Here is a 21,048-nt window from a genome sequence, read left to right as displayed (position 1 = left end):
GAAAGGGCCCTGAAGTTCGCCATCCTACACCGGAAAAACTCCCTCTTCTACAAGACGCAACGCGGCGCCTATGTCGGGGATCTCTTCATGAGCCTCATCCACACCTGTCAACTTTCAGGCGTCAATCCGCTCGACTACCTCACATGGCTCCTGAAGAATACCAAAGCCCTGCAGTCCTCCCCGCACACCTTCATGCCGTGGCATTACCAGGATCAAACCCGCTAACCCCATCCCGGCCGGGGGCCCCTTGGGGTCTCCCGGCCTCCGCTTCATCCTCGCACGCTAAAAAATTTTACATGCCGAAAATTTATTGACCTCTGCACGCCTGCCGAAAGGACACGGTTCTCAGTACTACCACAGAACGCACAACACCCCCCATCTCTCTCTGCCACCTCCAACCTGACTTGCGATCTTATATACCAACTAAATTTCTTTATTCTTGGAATCTTGTGACGCGATGAAGTCTTTCTAATTTCATCGATCCAACTGAGAGCTGGCCATTGACCCTCTGAGACGCTAGAAGATCTAATGTTATCTAGATTACGAGCTACAACAGAATCGCCCTCAGAAATAATTTTTTGTATAGAACGTTCTAGATTAATTCTATAAAGGCTAGAAATCTTTATTCTCATATTTGCATCATTTATTCTTGCTTCGCGCTCTTTCCTCAGTCTTTCATCTTCAAAAGCATCTATTAAACCATAATGTTTTAACAATTTTTTTCCCCCATTAGCGTTTATATTGGCATTTGATATATCCCCTTCTTCTGACACATTCCTTATACTGCGTAGATTGCGAGCTACAGCAGAATCACCTTCTGAAATAATTTTCCTTATAGAGCGTTCGTATTGTTCTGCATATACACTGGGATTATTTATCCTCATATTTGCATTATTTATTCTTGCTTCACGCTCTTTCCTCAGTCTTTCATCTTCAAAAGCATCCATTAAACCATAATGCTGTAACCGTTTATTATCATTATTGTTTTTTAAATTTGAATTTGATATATCTGCTGTCTCTGAAACATCTCTTATACTGCGTAGATTACGAGCTACAGCAGAATCACCTTCTGAAATAATTTTCCGTATAGAGCGTTCGTATTGTTCTACATATACACTGGGATTATTTATCCTCATATTTGCATTATTTATTCTTGCTTCACGCTCATTTTTCAGTTTTTCATCCAATAATTTATTTACATGATTTCCTTCCACATGTATTTTACCTTTGCTTACCATTTCATTATATTGCCCCTTTATTTCACGATCAAGGTCAATAACATTGGGATCGATATCAGCAAACTTATTAGAAAACTGGATATTGAAAAACTTTCTAATTATTGCTAGAATTTTTTCAAACACTTGCCCACCCCATCACAAAAATTATCAAATATAAAAACATTTCTAACATGGCAATCATTTACACCTGAATCCCTCAGACACCAGTAAACAGTCGTCCGGTTTAAAGCTCAGAAGCATAATATCGCGGTCTGGCCGCCGGTAGAAGTGAGTGTTCTGGTGCTTCTACACTCAGTATTTAGGTCTTTTTTTGATGCTCATTGATAAATAGTTATGTTTTGCGGTTTTTTTAGGCATGATTCACCCTCAAATAACCTATCTTGATTGATGAAACTTCCTGATTTGCGAATCTAGTTTCATGCAAAGCGTTTGTACAGAGCCCCGAGGGATTTAAGAACAAAACAATGTCTGTTGAAGACGATTCTTAACCGCTGACCGCTTGTGACCAACCCCGTGCCCAGATATATCAGTTCCTGGACGACCTTTCTGATGCGGCGCCTTTTGAGCGGACGGCTTGACAGGCTGTTGAAAAACGCCACCTGCTGCGTTTTGCCCATCGCTCGTCACTTCGGCATAATAATAAGTACGCCTCAACCCTCGGGATTTTGCAAGCCTTGTATCTAGGCATTTTTCCCCAGCTCGTCAAAAGCGGATTTTTCAACACGCTCTTAATGGCGGTCGATCTCTACGGCCTTCAAGCCCATGACTTGAGTCTATAACATTGGGTCTAACTTTCTGCCCGAATCATTTTATTTGTCACCCCCAGCCTCACTTGCAATAGCACTAATAAGTCCACTTTGACCTTTGGAGTACATGAAATCCACAATTCCCTGAATGAGCCAATCGATCTTCGCTAATCTATTGGGCTTATTTTGGACAATTGCGCGCGCTTCCTTCATGCTATTCTCAACTTCTTTGAACAGATTCGCATCCCTCCTATTTTCCGGGTTCATGAAGTCAGATTCCTTCATCCTGAACCTGAGCAGTGTAAGGAAAAGAAATGCCCCTTCGAAAAAGCTATTCGCGATATTCCTATTTCTAACCTGTTTGCTGATTACCTCAGCCGCCCGCATGGCGAAATGCACGGCCATATCCTCTTTCAGTGCATCATAGGCATCCTCTCGATACGCCAATACCCTCGCCACAGAGCGTGAGGATTGTATTGGGAACGGGGATAGACTTTTGATTCCGCTTTTAGATCTCTTGTATATAGCATTGAACAGTGTTGATAAATTTTTCTTTTTTCTCATACATCTGCTTGCTGATTCAGCAAAATAATTCCAGGTTGCGCCATATTTGTTTTGACTATCTATCATAAAAAACTGAGACAGATAATCTATTATTCCATTAGGCGTTCTCCCCCAGAGCCAAGTGGAACGTACAATGTATTTTTCTGTTTCGGGATTTGGAATTAGGCTGCGAAGAAAAGTGTCTGCTCTGGATTCTATTTTGACGGCGATCGCTTTCATGACTTCGTTTCCGTATTGAGATCCAGCAATTCCATTCTCATCAATTTTTATTTCATATGAGTTTGTTTCTGCATTCCAAAAAGAAGAATACAGCGCAATTTTCACGTTGTCCAATTTTTGTAAGAATTCACTTTGTAAAGCACTATCAGAAAGGTCAATGAATCTTATAAACCTGGAATCTTTAAAGGCGTCTTCGCTGATTGTAGCCTCGCGGTGCAACGTCTCTGGCCATCTTAGTGCTGGTTCCGGCAGGTCCCTTGCATCCACTTTTTCCATTCTGGAGTAATCGAAGATCTTAGCCCTGCCTTGGAAAGTCTCCTCTTCTTCAGGAACAATAACCACGCGGGCAAGGCCGCTGGCAGGGCGCATTTCCACTTCGATTGTCAATTTAACGTCTCTATCAGGGATTGAAGGGAATTTAACTATATCGTAGCGGTACGGCGTCTCAGTATCGTTTTCTTGAGTCTCCTTTTGCAAATAGACATGCAAAGCGTCGGTTTGCTTTTTCAGGAAGAAACGGTCCGGTATATTACGAGTATAAGCCTGCCCGCCCGCGCATTCTTTGGCTTCCACTACATCTACCCACTCTAATCCACCCCCGGGTTTTTCGGCATATACAGCCAGCCCCGGCAGGGTGTCCAAGTATGTAGGAAGCCCCGCAGCTATGCGTTGGCCAAAGAGCCTTGCTCCTGTGGCGACAGGGTCCACTACTGCATTTGGCAGCCACAGCGTATCTGGACGAGCCTCCTGTAAGTAAGGCAGATTTATGTGGATGTCCTGGAGCCATGTTTGAGCCTTGGAAGTGTAGAGCGGCCCGCAGACAACCGCCCCGCGCAGGCGGCCTTGGCGCTGCTGTAGGGCCTCGTTAAACGACCCAATCAAGTGCAGCCCCCAGGTTTTTCCCTTGCTTTCGCGGTGGCGAAGAGGAATGGAACACGATGTTTTGATCAGCTCGTGCAAAAGCCCCCCGCCTTCGATACTGCAACGGGTGGCCTCATCAAACAGGTCCAGGGATGGATGCCAGTATCTCCATCCTTTACCAGTGGACCATGCCCTTGGAAGCTCCTGCGTTTTCCACTGCAGACCGGCGATGGCAGCCCATAGTTCAGGGAAATTGGTGAAGGCTTGCCAGAATGCCCCATGATCTTTAGAACATATGGGGTCCGCCTTGACGGCGAGGGCGCAAGCCCACTGCCAGCCGGCAGGGCCGGGTGATTGGCGGGGACGATTGCGCACGGGCAGCAGGAAGCGACGGCCCTCGCAAACCTCTTCGCGCAGTTCGAACGATGTGAACTCTATGCCGTCCGCACCCATGTATGCCACGAGCATCCAATCACCCGGCTCGAGGTTCTCAGGCATGGCCTCGTCCAGCCACCGCATAGCTGCAGCCACAGCACGCCAGACCAGTGAGATCCTTTCTCTGACGGTGCCGAATGCCTGCAGCATGGCCTCTTGGTGGAACTCGTCCAGGTGGTTGGGGATGGCCACCACAGCCCGGCTGTCATTATCGGCGTCAAACGCGTTCTCATGCATCAGGCCCCGCACGTGGGCCGATAGAATGTCTGCGAGTGGAATCGATACACCATGACCCGCGTTCCAGCGAACCGGCGCTGTTGTGTCCCCTGCATCCACCAGCAGCGACCAGGCCACCGGGATCGGCAATCGCCGAAGCGGTTGACCGGGCTTGACCCTCGCCTCTGGAGGCCAATAGAGACCTGAATGCACACGCTCCTGCTCTGCCTCATTGCCGGTTCGGATCTGCCCAAGGGCGCGTTTAGGCAACACTGCGTCCGCCACGTAGAAACCGCTTTTCTTCAACCCATCGCCCGGACTGGCAACAGAGTCGTTCAAACCGAAAGCGGAAATGCCATACACTCTGGTCATACCAGTCTTCCCAATACTTCTTCGATTACCAAGGCAATCCAATCCACCGCCTCAGCCCAAAACTGCTGACTGGTGGGTATCTCGACAAGATGTACATTCCCATTTTCTGAAGTAATCAAATCAGGTTTCAGCGCGTCCACATCACTGGCAACCACGAAGGCGTAAAGATGAGGGAAGCCCTGTGCACGATCACTCAGAAAATCACCGTGCCGCTTGAGTGCTCTTGCGGCAGAATCTGCAATTGTCTGCCAAGAGGGTCGAGCAGAAGGCGTACAGGCAGCGGTATGCGCTGCCCATACCACCACGACCGATTGCCTTGAGCCGTCCAGCGGGCTGAACACCAGGTAGAGGTGGCCGCCCGTACGCCCAAAGTGCCTCACCAGCCCGTGCTCTTCGGCGAGGTCGGGATGAACAACTTCCAAGGCCAGGTCCCTGCCTGTCCTCCCCCTAGGAGGGCGAACGAGAAAAGGACCGGGTTCAGAGCCCCGCTCTATGCGCATGCCCAGCCGCTGTTCGAACAGAATTTCGAATACTGAAGCCAGGATTTCCTCGAACCGATACCCCACCTTTCCAGCGGTTTCGCCACGCAAGGCCATAAGGGCGGCATTCACCAATAGGCGGCTGATGTCAGTCCAGGTACGCGCCTGCCAGTCCCACAATCGATCCTCCTCGTCCTCCTGCCGCAGCAGTCTGAGGTAGTACTTCCATATGCGTTTGTAGCGGACGTCGTTCTGCAGCACATAATTGGGTTTTGGAATGGCTGGAGGTCTAGAAATATTCGCGAGCTGCGGCAGTTGCCTGAGTTCGGCGCAGATGTTGCCGAAGGATTTGACTTTGCTTCCGCGCTCGGAATGCGTGCGCTGATTCAGGTTGCAGTCAAAATTCAGATAACGCCGGCACTCCAAGCGGCAACGAACCAGAAAGTCCTTGAGTACTTTGTTCTCCAGAGTGTCCAGCGATTCGTAACGTGAAACACCCATAAGCCGGTGCCTGTTAGCGGCTGCTTTTTCTGTGGAGGTGGTGCCGGGCTGTCGCATGTACCATTGCAGACAAGTATTGTCAGTTTCGGCCACCCGCGGGGCGGGCATCATCTTACGCTCCCGAACAAGGATACGCCGTGCGGCATGTACAACGTTGGGTAAATGCTGCCGCATGGCGTCTGCAATGTGCACTATGAGTGCCATGCGCGGCTCGTCTTCACTCTGGGCGAGCTTTTTTATATAATCCGCGATATTGGACCATGGCAGTTTGCCCTGGCGTTGGGTGCCTTTGGACTCCAGAATACATTCGTCGAAGAAATTGGACCAAGCCAGGATGGTTCGGAAAAGTCGGCTTTCGGCCCAGCCGACATCTTCCTTTTGCGCACTAGCCTCTGCATACAATGTAGATAGAAGTACCTCACGGACACCCTCTTCACTGTGGATGGACAGAATTGTCTTTCTGTGGCTGTCGTCCATGTTGTCCGTCGCTTTATATTTCTGCAACGCTGCCTTCTGGGCAACGACGCCATGGGGCGTCTGGTAGAGCTGATAGACTCCATCGACAGCCTTGAACTTCGGCCCAAAGGGCAAAAACCGTTCGTAGCGCCTGGCCAGCAAAACAGTAGCGTTTTCGGAAACCGATAGTACTGGACTACCGTAGAACGGGACGTTGGCAGAGCCGCGGATAAGGTTGAAGGATTCGTCCCCGTTGCCCACGGACCAGGGCCATAGATGCAGTTGGACGTCAACGGCGCCCTTCATGGCTTATTCATCCTTTAAGGATCTCGTAACGCCTCGCCAGGTGAACATACCTAAATTTTTGCTTTCTTCTATGGCAGATCTGAAAGCTGAGGAGAATTCGCCATCACTAAGCGAATCGATGACGGTGGCGACCTCCTGCAGGCAGTTCATGGTATTGGGCTCGCCCACATCCAACCCCCGCAACTTGGGAATAATCTTCTGCTCCACTTGGTCGGCAAAAGCCAGCTTATATCGATCGTTCTGGCCAGCATCTGGGTAGTTGGATAGGTACAAGGCAATGGCGTCTTCGACGCGGTAGCCGAAGGGACGCCCTACTTTCTCGAGTCCGTTATTCAAGCGGCGGATCCAATCCTCCATTTTAGACTGCCATACATCATTGCCATTAGCCGTTTTGCACCAGTCGTTCCACCGATCATGGGTGAGAAAGGGGCGAGCCTTTTTTTTCTGATTTCGGCTTTTAGGATCCTTGCGCCGCTCGTCTGGCTTTCCGAACCGCAACACGTTGGAGCGGTCCAGCACCTTATCGGAAAGGGTCTGCGTGGTTTCATCCTCGTTCATGGTGCCTACGAACAGCACGTTCTCCGGCACCCAGATGCGAAAGCCGCGGCCGCTGCCTGGACCAGTATCCAGCTCGATTTCCGCCTTTTCGCGGTGTGCCGGGTTTGCCGGGTTCTCAACCAGGCGGCGCAACTCTAGCTTGGAAAGAAATTCGCTGAAGTAATATTCGGTACGAGCTAAATTCATCTCGTCCAGCAGCACCATGAGTACACGCTCTCTGGGCCAGTCATAGTCAAGATCGGGAAACTCCTTGGGATCGTAGTTGTAGGGATCCATACGTACAAGGGCGCGAGACAGCTCCGTGGCTTTGTATTCTCTTTCCAGATAGTTGTAAAACCCAAAGAGATCCTGTGGCGAATCCCAGCGAGGCTGCACGGGAATCACCAAAGAATGCAGGCCCATGTGCTCGGCGTACTTTACTGGCAGCAGAGTCTTGCCCGTTCCGGACACCCCGGCTAGTACGGTTAGAGGATTTATGCTCTGGCATTTAAGGGAGGTGTGGAAAGCTTCGATAACCCGGGAGGGAAAGTAGATCCCACGCTCACGCAACTCGTTCTTGAAGTGTTGCAGGGCTTGATACTCGTCGTCATTGCACTTGGTAGAGGCGAACTCGCTCGTCTTGAAACAAGCTGCCTTTCGATTCAGCAGATCTTCGTAGGCAGCATGTAGTTCATTGTCTCCCCTGCCGGTTACTTGCCCTTGTAGCTTCTCGATTTCTCTTTCTAGAGATGACTTGTGAGCTTGCAGGCCGGACAGCTTAATTTCGTCGGATTCCAGGCGCTCACGAATATGCTCCAGCAGGTGCTTCTTTTCCTGCACTTCATCATTAGTATTGTTAAGAAGCGTCTCCGCAGAGATGACTTGCTCACGAACCTGCTCAACCTGTTGTGCCGACCTGTGTTTTTCCGCACTGAGCGAATCAATATCATCCGTGAGCGTATGCAATCGGTTTTCCAAGGATGCTCTCTCGTTGTTTAGGGTTTCCATCCGGGCGCGGGTTTCAGACAATTCTGTGGTCGCTCCTTGTAATGCTTCACGCTGGTCCCGTAGATCTCGCAATACCGCATCAAGCTCATTTCTTTTCGAAAATATTTCGCCACTGGTATTTTCCGCAGCTTCTTTAAGATTTGCGACCTTTTCTTCCAAAGGGGCTATATTCCGCTGAAGTTCTTCCATGCATGATTCCAGTTGCGTTTTTTTCAAAGTCAATGTCGAAAGGTGAGCCTCCGTTTCGGCTTTGTCGTGGAGCGCCTGTGCGAGCTCGTCGCGCTCACGCCGGAGCTCAACCAGACGATGCTCAATGCCTTCGGCTTCCGCTTTTTTGACTTCTAGCTCCTTTACATCCTTTTCAAGCCCCGTGATCTTTTGGTCCAACATCCCATTCGTTTGAGAAAGAAGATACCTTTGATTTTCCAGTTCGCCCACTTCCTTGCGTAGTGTCTCGTTTTCCTGATCCTGCTTTAGGCACCGCTGCTCGAGGTCGGTAAGCAAACCCCGAACCCTTTCCTGTTCATCTCGCTCGGAGTTCAGTCGTTGCAGCTCAGCCTTTTGGTGAATGATCCATTCCCGGATGGCGCGGACGTCGGCCTCCAGTTGCTGTTTGCGGGCGGATAGTTGGGCTACATCGCCGGCATCCTTTAAAAAGGCGCGTTGGCGACGCCACCAGTGGGCGTAGAAACCAAACATTATGACAAGGACGACGATGGTCAGTCCTGCCGATAGGATCCAGAGGCCGGAGGGTATGATGGATAAAGAAGTCATGTCTTGCACCGTTTCTTTAATTATTGGAGTTGCCCAGCATTCGGGGACAGTTGGCTACCATTCTGTTCGGTACCTGTTTGTTGATCGTTTGAAGGTTGGGGCACTGCAGGCGCTCGTTCCAGCGAAGCGATAAGTACCTCAAGTCTGCTCTTCAATGCGGAAAGCCCCTGAAGCATGGTTTCCAATTTACGGGATTGGCCGACCAGGGACTCCTCTATCTGGTCGATGCCACCTTCCGCCGTTACCAGGGCAGAGACCTGTGCCTGCAGACTCTTTGTCGCTTCAAGAAGCTGCCCAGCGGCTTCCTGCTGGCCTGTAACCAAAGCGGCAAATGCCTGGCGCGACTGCTTGATACCATTGTATTCTTCCTTTATGCCTTGGCTTGTCTGCTGCAATGACTCAACAGCTGGATCTGTGTTTCTTGCGCTTTTCTCCAGACTGGCCACTTGGCTTTCCGCTGCTTTAACACCTCTATCCAGTTCTCCCACCGCCGTCTCCAGCTTATGTGCCACTGATAGCAAATGGCGCTGGACGGACCCCAATTCTTTAAGTGTCGTCTCGGCTTCCTTTGCCATGCCCCCCATACGCTCGTTGGCCTCGGTGAAGCCCTTGCCAGCCGTCTGCATTTCACTAACGCCTTCCTCGGCCTTTTGGACTGCTGCGGTGATGTCCTTCACGCTTTCATTCAAAGCACTATTCTGTGTCTCCAAAAATGTCGTGACGTCCTTGAGCGAAAGCGAAGTCTCCTTGATCGTTCCGGCAGCCGTTTTCAAACCTTCAGCCTCTTGATCCAGCGCAGAAACGGATCTATCCGCCTGGATGCTGGAATCCTGCATTTTTTTCAAAACAATCTGAAATCCATCTGATAACCGGGCGAAAGCCTTCTCATCTTCGGCATAGCGCTCTAGATCGGCCATTTTTTGTTTGACACGGCTTTCCAGACTGGCGACCTCTGCCTCTAGCTCACCTTTGCTCTTGCGCAATTGTGCCACGGCATTTTCCAAAGTCTCTCGATCCTTTGTGAGTCCTTCCACGCTACCCCGCAGGGCAACCGCTTCCTTGGTCAACTGCTCCACAAGACTCTGCGATTCATGCGCCTTGGAATTTAGGTTTTGGAACTCAGCAAGCGCCTGTTCTCTGTCCTTGGCCGCTTTTGTGGTTTTGCGTTGGGTATCGTCCAATGCCTCCTGAGCTCTTGTCAAATCTCTTGTTATGGTCTCAAAATTGATCTGCTGCACCTTCAGCTCGCCCTCCAGCGTGGCAATTTCGGCGCCCAATGTTTCCCTCTGTTGTATCAATACAGGAAGTTCCTCATTGATTTTTTGATAGAGGGCCTTTTCCTTTTCAAGCGTTTCCCGCTGATGCTCCAATTCCTGCCGAGAAAGCTTTAGGGACACCCGCTCATCTTCCAAACCGGAAATTTTCCAGCCCATGGCGAGTATCGCCAGGATGACCACAAAAATCACCATCCCCATAAACCAGAGGGACGGGAAGGCCTTGTCCAGTGCAGTAGGGGCGTCCTGCCGCCTTTCGGGCGCAGCCGGTTCGGCCTGTTGATTGTCAATGTCGTACTTGAAGGAATCGTTCATGCCCGCTCCCATATGGTCTTGATTTTCGCCACGCAGCCGAGGAGATTTTCGCGTAGCTGATAGGTCCAGAACCGGACTACTTTCCAGCCCATGCCCTTGAGTTCGATGTCTCGCCAAAGGTCGTCCTGCTTCCGAGATCCGTCTGGATTGCGGTGGCAGTCCCCGTCCACCTCTATGTCCAGCTTGAACGCCGGCGACCCTTGCCTGATCAAGGCCATGTCAAGCCGTCGATACCGCACGGGGAATTGCGGCATGGGATCTAGCCCCGCTTCTTTCAGAGCATCAAAAAGCATCTTCTCGTAAGGGGACTCGTGCGGATGCCACGGGCCCGCAGGGTGATGCGTTTCCGTGAGCTGCTGGGGCCGGGCCAGGAGTTCCACGTGGCGAATGCCACATTTCATCGCCCATTGTCTGTTGCCTACCACATGCAGTACCGCACGCGCTCTACTTACTGCCACATTGAAGAGGTTGCCCGTTTCCTGCAAGAAGTGCCGCGAGCCACCAGGCATGCCCGGCCCACCGCACAAGCTAAACAGAATGACGTCGCGTTCGTCACCCTGAAACCCATGGGCAGTGTCCACATGCAGCTTTGCTTTGACGAACGCGTCATACGTGACGCCGCCTTGAGTGATCACATCCAGGATGCGATTGGCTTGCTGCCTGAACGGCGTGACCACCCCTAAAGTGCCAGGAAACTGCCGATCTTCGAGGAAATCCCGGACCAAGCGCACCACTTCTTTAATTTCCTCCTCGCAATAGCAACCGCTGCCCCCTGCACTTTTGACCTCCCCCTGGATCTCTGTCCAGTGGATGCCGACTTTCATGTCTCTTGGGGTCAAAAGCCCTTCGCTACATGTCCCTACACGTAACCTGCCGCCATAGAAAAGCCCGCTGGAATAATCGGCAATGCACTGTGCACTGCGGTAGGTTGTATCCAGAAATATGGGCTCAACCTTTCTTGCCCCAGCGCAGAGGTCGTAGAGGGAACTCTGTGTATAGGCGAATCGCTGGTCTTCCAGGCGTTCCAGCCCCAAATCGCGACGCAGAAAGGTGTCCTTTGCCGGGCTCAACTTGGATGTATGTGTCAGCTGCGATGGATCGCCTATAACTCCCACCCGCCGGGCGCGAAACATAACAGGGATGGCCGAAGGGATGTCCGATTGACTGGCTTCGTCGATCAGGGCCAGGTCAAAAAGCGCAGGGCAGAAAGGAATTCGGGAGTTTATGGAAAGGCTGGTCACTGCCCAAACGGGGAAGGCGTGTAAAATCTCCTGCCCACTCGAGCGCAGCGCGGTCATGGCCGTGTCGTCCAGCTTGCCGTCAGCAAGCCCTGACCGCAAGCTGTTGAGTACAGAGCGCAGTCCTGACAGTTCCGACCTGTCTGCGCCGTCGCGCAGTCCCTGGCGGCTTTTCAAGTCCAGTGAAAGCAGTTCTGGCAGCAACTGCCGAATGCGCTCACTGATGCGTGAAACGGTATTGGTAATCTCATCCGGGGGCCGGAATCCTGAGGCTTGCCGCTCTTTTTCTTTAGCGGTCATGCGTAAAGAGGCATATTCGGCTGTCTGCTTTAACAGCTTCATGTTTTCCGACAGCATTCGCCGCGCTTTCCGGCCATACAATAGTGGCAGTGGCGGCATGCCGACAATTCGACGAAGCCTTTTTCGAAGTCGCACATAGTGAAACAAGATGGCCAGACTTCGCCAAGGATGGATGCCGTCACCATTGTCCAAGCTCTGAAGGGTACGCTGCAGCGCCTGCGTGGGAAGACTTTCCGGGCAGGCATCGAGAAACTGAGCCGCTTCACTCGGCAACTCCCTATATAAGTAGGCAAGTCTGTCTTCAATTGTGCCGAGCGCTTCTGCCAAATCAGCAACCTGTTTCGCCGCCGCGGCCTCGAGCCTCCTCTCTGCCAGCCGGTTATTCAGGTCTTCCATAGCCAAGGATCGTTTGTAGCGTGACTGCGGATCGGCTTGGGCCACGATCATCAACTTGATGGCCTTGGAAAACGTCATTTGCAGGTCGGGGAGTTCCTTGGAGTTTGCTCTGACCACCAAACTTTCGGCGGCGGGACCGACAAGCTTGTTAACCACGGCATCAATGGCTTTATGGTTGCGGCTGGAGATGAGCACAGAATTTCCCTGGAGCCGTTCGTTGGCCGCTGTCCCGGCCACCACCTGGCTTTTGCCCGTACCAGGGGGGCCAGTAACCACCGAGAGGCTGTGGGAAAGCATTGCTTCCACAGCTCGACGCTGGGCCGCGTTGAACGGAAACACTTCCGCCGCCATACCTTCTCCAAGGGTGCTTTCACGGTCATCTTCTCCGGACGTCTCCTTTTCAGTAAAGATGTGGGCCAGAGCCGTTCTGTCCAAGTCTGAGTCCGGCGCCTTGGCAATAGCCGCCAATTCCTGCAGCAGCCCTTTGCTATATCGGGTGCGCTTGGCAAGCATGACCACAGCTCGGTTGTATATACCGCTTTCAAAAGGTTCTCTCAATGCATCGCCCGGCACATCGGACAAATGCAGTACTTCCCGGGTTTTCTCAGGCAAAAATGAAGAGAGGGCGGTGGTGAGCGTCTCCAGACTCGGGGCGACTTCGCCCACCTCGCGCGCGGGCGGGGCTTCATCGTCCGCCTGGACCCGCATAAACCCGCATGCTGAAAGGAAGTTTCGCTGCCGTTCAGCATTTTTCGAAAATGAATACTCCAGCCAGCTGAGATTCACCTCTGGAACAGGGGTTTCAATGGTCAGCCGCAATCCCTGTCCGACTATCTCCGCCTGTACGGGGTAGTAAAAGACTGGCCGGACGATGCTTGTGAAAAGACCGTCCTCACCCTGTTTGCAATGTCCAGCCAGTGGGTAACCTATAACAACGTGGCTATCATCAGTTGATGCGGGCAGAGCCTTCAAGAACTCCGACATGTGAGGCCCTATCGGTTGAGTCATTTGCCACCTCACGCCAGGACAAGGCTGCCAGAAGCCTAATCGGCGCAGGTATATGAAAGTCTGGCCCAACTGATTCAAAAAGGCAGAGGCATCTGCTCCTTCCTCGTTCCGAACACACTGGATGTAGTAGCTCATAAGCCGGCGAAACAGCCCCCAGCGCCCGCCAGCCGTGTGCGGAGAAGGGCCTTCTCCTACACCGGGAGCGCTCCAGGGGATATCCGCCCAAAGCTCTTTGTGGGTTTCCCGGGAGAGAGCGGGCAAGGAAAATGAATGTGGATAGGCCCCCTTGACAGGTGCTCCTGCCACGGTCCAGGCTCCATTGCGAAACTCCACATCACCTTGGTGAAGCAGGTCACGCAGCTCTCTTAAAACCAAATATTCAGGAATTGGTCCCGATCGGCGCAGCCTGGATTTGATTTGGCGAAATCCCAGAGGACGCGGAGATTCTTTAAGGACTTCTAGAATATCATGGTTGCTTTTAGTTTGTGGGTCTAGCTGCATTCTTTCAGCTTCTGAATTTTTCCTAATAACATCGAACGGTTATTTTTAGTGGCTGGAAAGCGGTTTATACATCTGTAATCTTCAAACGAGTCCATCCTTCTGATCGAGCAGATGTGGAGTACCCTCCGTTTCTATGTCGTGCTGCTGAAACTCCGCCATGCGGAATGTGTCAATGAAAATGACACACGCCATGCGATAAATTACTGTATCCCCGCATCGCTCGCCGACGGTTTGTTCATTCATATGGCAGCGGATAAGGGTGTAGGTTGTAGTACAAACCTTTGGTCATTTTGATATGATATGGGCGGTTTTTCGTCCTCGTCTTTACTCGAAAAGAGATTACCAAAATCCTTCGAAGCCTCCTTTCGCTGCTCGGAAAATCTTTGCCGATTGTCCGAACGAACCGGAAGAATCCCAGAAACAGGGGACTGAAACTGAAAATAACCGCTATGCATGCCATAACTAAAGTCAATAACATTGATCACACGCTAATGACATCTTTATCAGGAAGTTTTTCTCTGATTTGCGGGAAAATACCGGAAATGTCAAAAACAAATTATCTAAATTTCTTTTTCCTTTTTCAATTTCAAAAAAGACAATACCACCACTCGATCCATTTGCAGCAATCGTCCCCGATTTAAAACTTTTGGACTGCAAATCTGCATCAAGCTTTATTCGAGAATCAGCGATAGTACCAGCTGATGCCAAAAATCCCCATACCCCAAAGGCTGCAGTCCAAACGGCTGTAGACCAATATTCGTCCTTTGCTCTTTCAAAAATTGTTTCTGCGTTTGTTCCAGCAAAACTCTTTCTATTAGGTTCAGATAATATAAAATTATCTTTGTTTATGCCAATAGCATATGGCAATTCATTAAAAATATATACTTGGACGGGAAGTATACCTCCTCCTACTAAATCACATCCAAATGTATCAATCAATTCATCTCTATTAACAAATGGCTTGACGCGCACAATGATATTATCGTCATCATATTCAATGCAATTTGAACTATTAAGTTCTTTTAAATTGAAAGTGGTATGATAAGCACAAGAACATAATATTCCAATAAATACGCAGAAAGGAAATTTTTTAATTTTTATCATTTGGCTCATCGATTATAAATCTTTAGAGGACCCCATTTCCTTGTGCTGATCTTACAAAATCTTCAATGCATTTTGAAAGTGAAGCATATATGCCAGAATTTAGCTCCATAGTAGTCCATTTACTTGATTTATATATACCTTCACAATCTTTTGTAAATAAAATGGCATTGGATTTGTCACTTATTTGAAAATAAATTTTCGTAATAAAATCAACTGTTGAAAACCCTATGTAGTCAATAGATATCTCGCGAATTTCACCTGTAATTTTCACGTTTGCATCCGAAGTATTTTTATAACCGATAAATTTTAGTTCCTTTTTTATTGCGTCGGAAACAAATTCTGAAACAGAAGTATCAAGGTAAACTGGACTTAATCCAGGCCCAGTATCGATTTCATATGGTTCCAAACAATCAACAAATTTATTATTGTTTGCATCTGTCCATGTGCTGCAATATTTTCCTTCTTTTTCATCAAACTCAAACCCATTTGGCACATATTTAAAATCACCTATAGTCAGATAACCTTCACCATCAAGAAGAATAGATGGAGAATAATTGGATGATACTTTTATAGAGCAACCAGAAAAAATAAAATTACTACAAATCAGTGACGATAATAAAACGATAAATTTGAACATAAAATCCTCCATAAACTCAATGTGCCGCATTGAATAAAATTAAAATGAATATCTCCTATTAAATTAAAATAAAATATTCAAAGAATTAAACCATGCATTAATATTATAGAATAGCAATCTATTTGCTTTAGGTTTTAGCTTCGCTCAAATCCATGAGCAATGAATCTCAAAGCAACACTGTTTTCTGTAACTGTCCTAATAATTTGTTCGGGGACCCCTTCAGGAAATGTCGCTTCTATTTCCAAAGTAACCTTCACTTGTGCCCCATTGAGCCCTGCCATATGCGCGATAACTTCCTCAGCGATCCGGCCGGCATCACGCCCTACACGGAAAGGCTCCAACTCTACGCTACCGTGCAAACGTTTCGGCTTTGAAGGTTCTGTTGCAACTGCCGAGGATTTTTCGTCTGGTTTGTCTGTGGGAGGGCTTTTCTTTGAACCCTCGCCGTCCCCATCAGACCATCCTCCGCAGGGTGGTGAAGATTCCTTTTCGGCATGAATTTGACTTTTAGCCACGTCTGGTTTGACTAGCAGTCCTGGTGTATTCAAGTCCGAAAAGGACTTTCGTTGAGCTGTCTGCACTAACCCACGATACCTTCCTGCCACCTCGTCAAAGCTATCTGCATACGCAAAGGAATCGTATTCCCAGGTAATCAGACCTAGCCCGTCGGTGATCGCGTTCAGGAGCACCGAGGGTTCGGAAAGTCTTGGGAGGTAGGGGTATTTGGCAAAGTCTTCGACAAGTTGCCGGATGGCCACATGGTTACCCCTCCAGAGCGGTACGCGGTCCATCTCGAGGCGGAGTCGAGTGCCAGCAAGGGTGGTGACCAGAAGTTCCTCGTTCTTGAGCTTCTTGCTCGCACGAACCGCCAAGGGCTCCTGACCGGTGAGTCGAGTGGCCTGCCACTCCACTGGACCCTGCGGAGAATTCTGCACCGGAACGATCAGCCACTGGTAGGTTTCGGGGAGCCGCGCAACCACGGTACTATCAGCCGACTGCTTTTGGGTCTCGGCCTGTTTTACCTGGTGGGGGGAAAGATCAAGGGCATCCTTCTCGAGGAGGATCGATTCCCAGGCAAGATATCTTCGCACAGCATCGTCCAAGTCCTGCAGCCGAGCGCTGTCGGGGGCGAGGAAAACAAGCGTGTTTCGGAAAAGTCGGGGGGTTGTTCCCCGGGACTCATATAGGGCTTTGGCGGCTTTGATGGCCTCGTTCCCAGGGTCCTTGCTGTATGGATAGTCGGGGCCAAGCACCACCAGACGGGTATCGAGATCGTCCGGGATATCCGCTCCCGTGCGGGGCATAGGGTGAATGCGAGGGAAGTCTCCCCGCTTGGTGAGGCTTTCCCGCAGGCGTTTTTCCATCTCCATTGCCACCTTGTCAGGGTCTCGCTTCAGCTGATCGGCGCGGTCTTCGGCAAGCTTTGTCACCGTAGGCTGGGTCGAGTACCAGACCCGGGGGCCGTCCTGGTAAAGGTAGGTAGCTGTTGAGGCAAGGCGGCGGAGGGCGTCCCCGAAGACGGCGGGGGATTCCCCCGGGATTACACAGCCGAGTTTCACCCTTCTGTCTTCAATGCCGCGGTTAGCTACTCCCGAGGTGGGCGCCGATCCCATGTAGATCGTACGGGCCACCCGGCGGCAGGCGGCAAATTTGCCGAGGTTCGGCAACTCACCGTCAATTCGGAGTGGGAGAGCATTCGGGCCATCCACGTCCTTTTCAATCACCGGCACCCAGTTATCTGACAAGTAGCGTGTCAGTTCGAACTGCACCCTCTGATCATCGATCGGGATAAGAGAGGGCATGATCAGGGGGTTCCGATCCCCCTTCTCCCAGAGGGAATGGATGACCGAGGCCATCAGGCGCAGCACCCCCCGGGTGCGTTGGAATTTGACTAGGGTCGACCAGTCGGTATAGAGCCGGTCGAAAACTTCGGGATGGATCGGGTAGGCGGCCTTGAGGCGCTGCTCATATTCGGGGTCCCGGCATTCGGGCGGAAATTCCTGGTGCTGTGTCCGGTAGAGGTCAAAAAAACCGCGCGCGACTACATCGCGGTGTTTGAACTGCTCAGCGGTTACGAGTGGTTCGAAAAGGCGCCGCCTCACGATCTCGAAGCCCTCTTCAGCGCTTGCCGGCCGCCAGGAAGACTCGAGGCGCCCGACGACATTGCGGAGGCGGTCAAGGGCCTCTCGCCCGCGGACGCCTCCCACCTCGGCATCGTCAGCCCTGGCATGGGGCGATCCGGTGGTATCCGATGCCGGGATGCTGATCACGAGCAGGCAATTCCCAGCAAGTTTCGCCGATTCGGTCAGGACTTGCGCAAAAGAGAACTGCGTCTCGAACGTGCCCGCTGGAAGATCATCGTGGTCATGGAGCTGCCGTGCATAGGCGACCCACTCATCGATAAGAACCATCGAAGGGCCATACTCCTTGAGGAGTTCCCGGAGAACATCCCCGGGGCTCGTGGCTTTCTCATCGTCGGCGGCAATGCGCTGATAGGCTTTTTTCCCTCCGAGCTGCCAGGCAAGTTCCCCCCAAAGCGTCCGGATCACCGTCCCGTCAGGTTTTGTCACCGGGTTTCCGGGGGAGATTTTATTCCCTACGAGGACCACCCGATTTACGGCGGGCAGGGTTGTAATCCCTGCTTCCTTCATCACGGCGTCGATCCCGAGGAGGTTCCCTGGCGTTATGCCTGAGAAGAGGTGGTAGAGCGCCAGCATGGAGTGCGTTTTCCCGCCCCCGAAGTTTGTCTGGAGCTGTACAACCGGGTCACCTCCAATACCGCTCAGCCTTCTCACTGCACCGACCAGGAGTTCTTTCAGGCTGACCGTAAGATAGGTGCGTCTGAAAAACTCGGCCGGGTCCTTATACTCGGCTGTCCCCTCGCCCAGGTGCACCTGCCAAAGGTCAGCGGCGAATTCCGCCTGCTGGTATCGTCCGCTTGCCACATCCGGGTGCGGGTTTACCACTTCCCGCCAGGGTTTGAGGGCCCCCGTGGCCTGGGTTTCGATGGCCGTGCCGGCGCTTTTCCGCTTTTCTCCCCTTACCTGCTCATCGAAGCGCAGGCGGAGAAGCTCCATCTTCATCTTTTCAATATCAACGCTTTGCGGGGCGGACACCGCCGTCAGCAGGCGGCCGGCCGAGTCCATGACGCGGTAGGCATCGTCGCTCGAGAAGGCCTCCTGGTGGGCCCATTTGTTCCGGTAGTCCCTGAGCTCGCTTACCAGGCTGCGCTCGACCGGCCCGAGGGTCCTCCCGAAAACGCTATTCCAGGCTGCCCACATGAGCTTCAGGAGTGCTGCCACGTCCCACTGGCTAACGGATTTTCCGGCAAGCAGCCTGTCATCCCCCATGAAGTTAATGGTCTGGGCTTGTGCGCTCTCACGGTAGATGCTCTTCATTTCCCGCTCGATGAAAGGGGCAAGCCCCGCTTTGAGCATCTCCAGAGCCTTTCCGACACGTTCGTGGTTGGTCATGGCCATGGATTATTCCTCCAGGTAACTGGTCTGTTTCATCGCTGCGCCAGAGCGTTCCTGAGCCAGCCGGTTGATTTCCGGCCAACTCTGCACGAGCCCGTTGTAGGAAAGGGCCTCCTGCGCCCATTTCTTCCGTTCGCAGATGGTGTAAAGACGGTAGGCGAGTTCCCGCGCCCCTTCGGCTTTACTTCCAAGCCGGGCAACGAGCTCGGCCGCAGCAGGTTCGCCGCCAGTTTCTAGGGCTCCAATCAGATGGTGGACCATTTCCCAGACCGTCAGGCGCTTGTCCTGGGTCGGATCCCAGTCGGCCGGCAAATCGGCCGGTTTGAATAGATGCACCTTACCCCCTTTCGAGGCGAGGATCCCTGCGTCCACCATTCCCGCAACGCTGGTATTCTTCGCTTTCGAGAGGGTTTCGGCTACGCCGTATTCGCCCTCCCCAAACCGGTACTGTTCGAACCATGCCAAGGCCCAGCGGCTGTCGGAATCGAAGTCTCCTTCTTGCTCGGCTAAGACTTCGTCCAGTGTCTGGTTGATGAGGGCCAGGGCTTCTCGGACAGAAAGAGGCTTCCCTTCGGCATCGAGAACCTTGCCATAGCGGGTGTAAACGGCCATGCCGGGCCCAATGGCAGCCTGCGCCAGGTCCACCGGGGCGATGTTGCCGCGCTGGAGGAGTTTCAAGGCCACGGGCAATTCGGTTTTCAGGGCAGTCAGGAATTCGCGGCGGGTGGCGGTAGGGGCATCGGTTTTGCGTGGGCGGCAGACGAGAACGATGCTGGAAGCGAGAGCGCTCATATTTTTTTTTAAATTGCCTGTGTATTCGGTACGCATAGGCCAAGTTCCAGTTATAGAAAAACCGACTTGAATTAATGCATCAAGAAAGGTTTCCCATCCTGTTGATGCAGTTCCCTCTTTTTGTGTTTCGGATTGTTTAAAGGCGTAGAAAATTGTGGCTGGGAAAGCCGAATGAGACTGATTACCCATCTGACTCATCGCACTCTTCATTCCGTTTAGGAAGAAATACTCAGCATTTTCCTTATTTCCGTGGCGATAGGGGGTAGCCACCAGTTCCTTCGCTTTAGGCACAGCTAGAGTTGCAAAGAGTTGCGGGTAAATATTCTTGATAGAACGGCGTAGCCAAACATAGAAATAATCTGATAGGTCTGCGTAACCAATGTTATCATAATAAGGTGGATCAGTTGACACAACTTTCCCTTCACTCATAACTTGTGAAGCCGCGTCAATCTGTACTGATTTCCCTATAAGCGATGACGGAACAGTAAGGAGTTGGCGTCTCGCCTGGTCAATCCCAGCCAAATAGTTACCGGATGAATCACTGAAGGGATTCGCCTCAGTAAAATCCCATACCATGGGAATTGCTTGGCGCCCAAATGTGCTCGTCACCGTATCGCGTCCGGAATGCCACGAACAGATCGTTGACCAGTAATTAGCTCCCTTATCTACGGCAAAAGCTAAATACACTGAAACCGCATCCGCATAAGCCTCAGCACCGGTGCCGCCAGCATCAATTCCTTTCTCATCATCCTTCATCCCAACTGCGATGGCATCAGCCTTGACCTTCTCCCGTGCCTCCTGCACCAAATCCGAAAAAGTCGTCAGGGCGACAAGCTGACGGGGGGCGAAAAGATCACCAAAGGTGTTGAGTCCATAATTTGGGGTTTTAAAATCACGAGGGTTCACGGGCAAATTGTTATCCGGAACCTGAGTTCCGGCTCAGTAGGCACTTTTTGGCCTCCGAAGCCGGATTTTCCTAATAAAATCAAGGGGGGCATCTGAAAAACCGCAAAAACCTGTAGTAACACGACTTGATCGTTATCATATTGACATGCTATGTGGTATATGGTAACCACGTAGATATGTTTATTCGAACGACCAAACGCAAAAATCGAGACGGCTCCGTGGTCGAGTACCTCCAGCTCGCGCATAACGTTCGCCACCCTGAGACGCACAAACCGACCGCCCAGATCATTCATAATTTCGGGCGGGCTGACTTGATCGACCGTGATGCCATGATGCGCCTGTGCCAATCGATTGCGCGCGCCTGCGGGCTCGAGTTGGAAGTGGGCGGA

Annotated in this window: 11 protein-coding genes and 1 pseudogene; 2 read left to right on the top strand and 10 right to left on the bottom strand. The window is 51.4% G+C overall.

Features of this window, described 5'->3' with window-relative positions; all coding sequences use genetic code 11:
• On the top strand, positions 1 to 225 hold a 225-nt coding region (locus tag H567_RS0119175; RefSeq protein WP_028322628.1), incomplete at its 5' end, for a transposase domain-containing protein.
• Between the two features lie 44 nt (positions 226 to 269).
• On the opposite strand, the gene H567_RS28760 is transcribed toward H567_RS0119175, so the two are convergent.
• From H567_RS28760 to H567_RS28745, 10 genes and pseudogenes are all read right to left on the bottom strand, one after another.
• Complete coding sequence (locus H567_RS28760) at positions 270 to 1,361, bottom strand: hypothetical protein (protein ID WP_153306278.1); 1,092 nt, start codon at positions 1,359 to 1,361, stop codon at positions 270 to 272.
• Positions 1,362 to 2,047: 686 nt separating this feature from the next.
• Positions 2,048 to 4,651 (bottom strand): hypothetical protein, encoded by a 2,604-nt coding sequence (locus H567_RS0119165; RefSeq protein ID WP_028322626.1) that lies wholly within the window; start codon positions 4,649 to 4,651, stop codon positions 2,048 to 2,050.
• The gene (locus H567_RS0119160; RefSeq protein ID WP_028322625.1) at positions 4,648 to 6,393 is read right to left on the bottom strand and encodes a DUF2357 domain-containing protein; all 1,746 of its coding nucleotides are present in this window, start codon (positions 6,391 to 6,393) and stop codon (positions 4,648 to 4,650) included. The genes H567_RS0119165 and H567_RS0119160 overlap by 4 nt, the downstream gene beginning before the upstream one ends.
• 3 nt (positions 6,394 to 6,396) lie before the next feature.
• Positions 6,397 to 8,712 (bottom strand): DUF8727 domain-containing protein, encoded by a 2,316-nt coding sequence (locus H567_RS27515; protein WP_028322624.1) that lies wholly within the window; start codon positions 8,710 to 8,712, stop codon positions 6,397 to 6,399.
• A gap of 20 nt (positions 8,713 to 8,732) precedes the next feature.
• Positions 8,733 to 10,301, bottom strand: a complete 1,569-nt coding sequence (locus tag H567_RS0119150) for a hypothetical protein (RefSeq protein WP_153306277.1) — start codon at positions 10,299 to 10,301, stop codon at positions 8,733 to 8,735.
• Positions 10,298 to 13,744 (bottom strand): AAA domain-containing protein, encoded by a 3,447-nt coding sequence (locus tag H567_RS0119145; RefSeq protein WP_084517587.1) that lies wholly within the window; start codon positions 13,742 to 13,744, stop codon positions 10,298 to 10,300. The genes H567_RS0119150 and H567_RS0119145 overlap by 4 nt, the downstream gene beginning before the upstream one ends.
• Before the next feature lie 468 nt (positions 13,745 to 14,212).
• Positions 14,213 to 14,857, bottom strand: a complete 645-nt coding sequence (locus H567_RS28755; protein WP_153306276.1) for a hypothetical protein — start codon at positions 14,855 to 14,857, stop codon at positions 14,213 to 14,215.
• Between the two features lie 13 nt (positions 14,858 to 14,870).
• The gene (locus tag H567_RS28750; protein WP_153306275.1) at positions 14,871 to 15,485 is read right to left on the bottom strand and encodes a hypothetical protein; all 615 of its coding nucleotides are present in this window, start codon (positions 15,483 to 15,485) and stop codon (positions 14,871 to 14,873) included.
• Positions 15,486 to 15,619: 134 nt separating this feature from the next.
• A complete protein-coding gene (locus H567_RS0119135) occupies positions 15,620 to 18,964 on the bottom strand; it encodes a Swt1 family HEPN domain-containing protein (RefSeq protein WP_028322621.1) in 3,345 nt (1,114 codons plus the stop codon).
• Positions 18,965 to 18,967: 3 nt separating this feature from the next.
• A pseudogene (locus H567_RS28745) lies at positions 18,968 to 20,677 on the bottom strand (DUF1156 domain-containing protein); the annotation flags it as partial.
• Between the two features lie 158 nt (positions 20,678 to 20,835).
• Here H567_RS28745 and H567_RS28045 point away from each other — a divergent pair.
• Positions 20,836 to 21,048: IS1634 family transposase N-terminal domain-related protein (locus H567_RS28045; RefSeq protein ID WP_315861796.1), on the top strand; the 213-nt coding region annotated here is incomplete at its 3' end.

This window comes from Desulfatiglans anilini DSM 4660, assembly GCF_000422285.1.
GTDB lineage: Bacteria > Desulfobacterota > DSM-4660 > Desulfatiglandales > Desulfatiglandaceae > Desulfatiglans > Desulfatiglans anilini.
The sequence above is the reverse complement of the archived record's forward strand: the minus strand, read 5'-3'. Positions and strand labels throughout refer to the sequence as shown.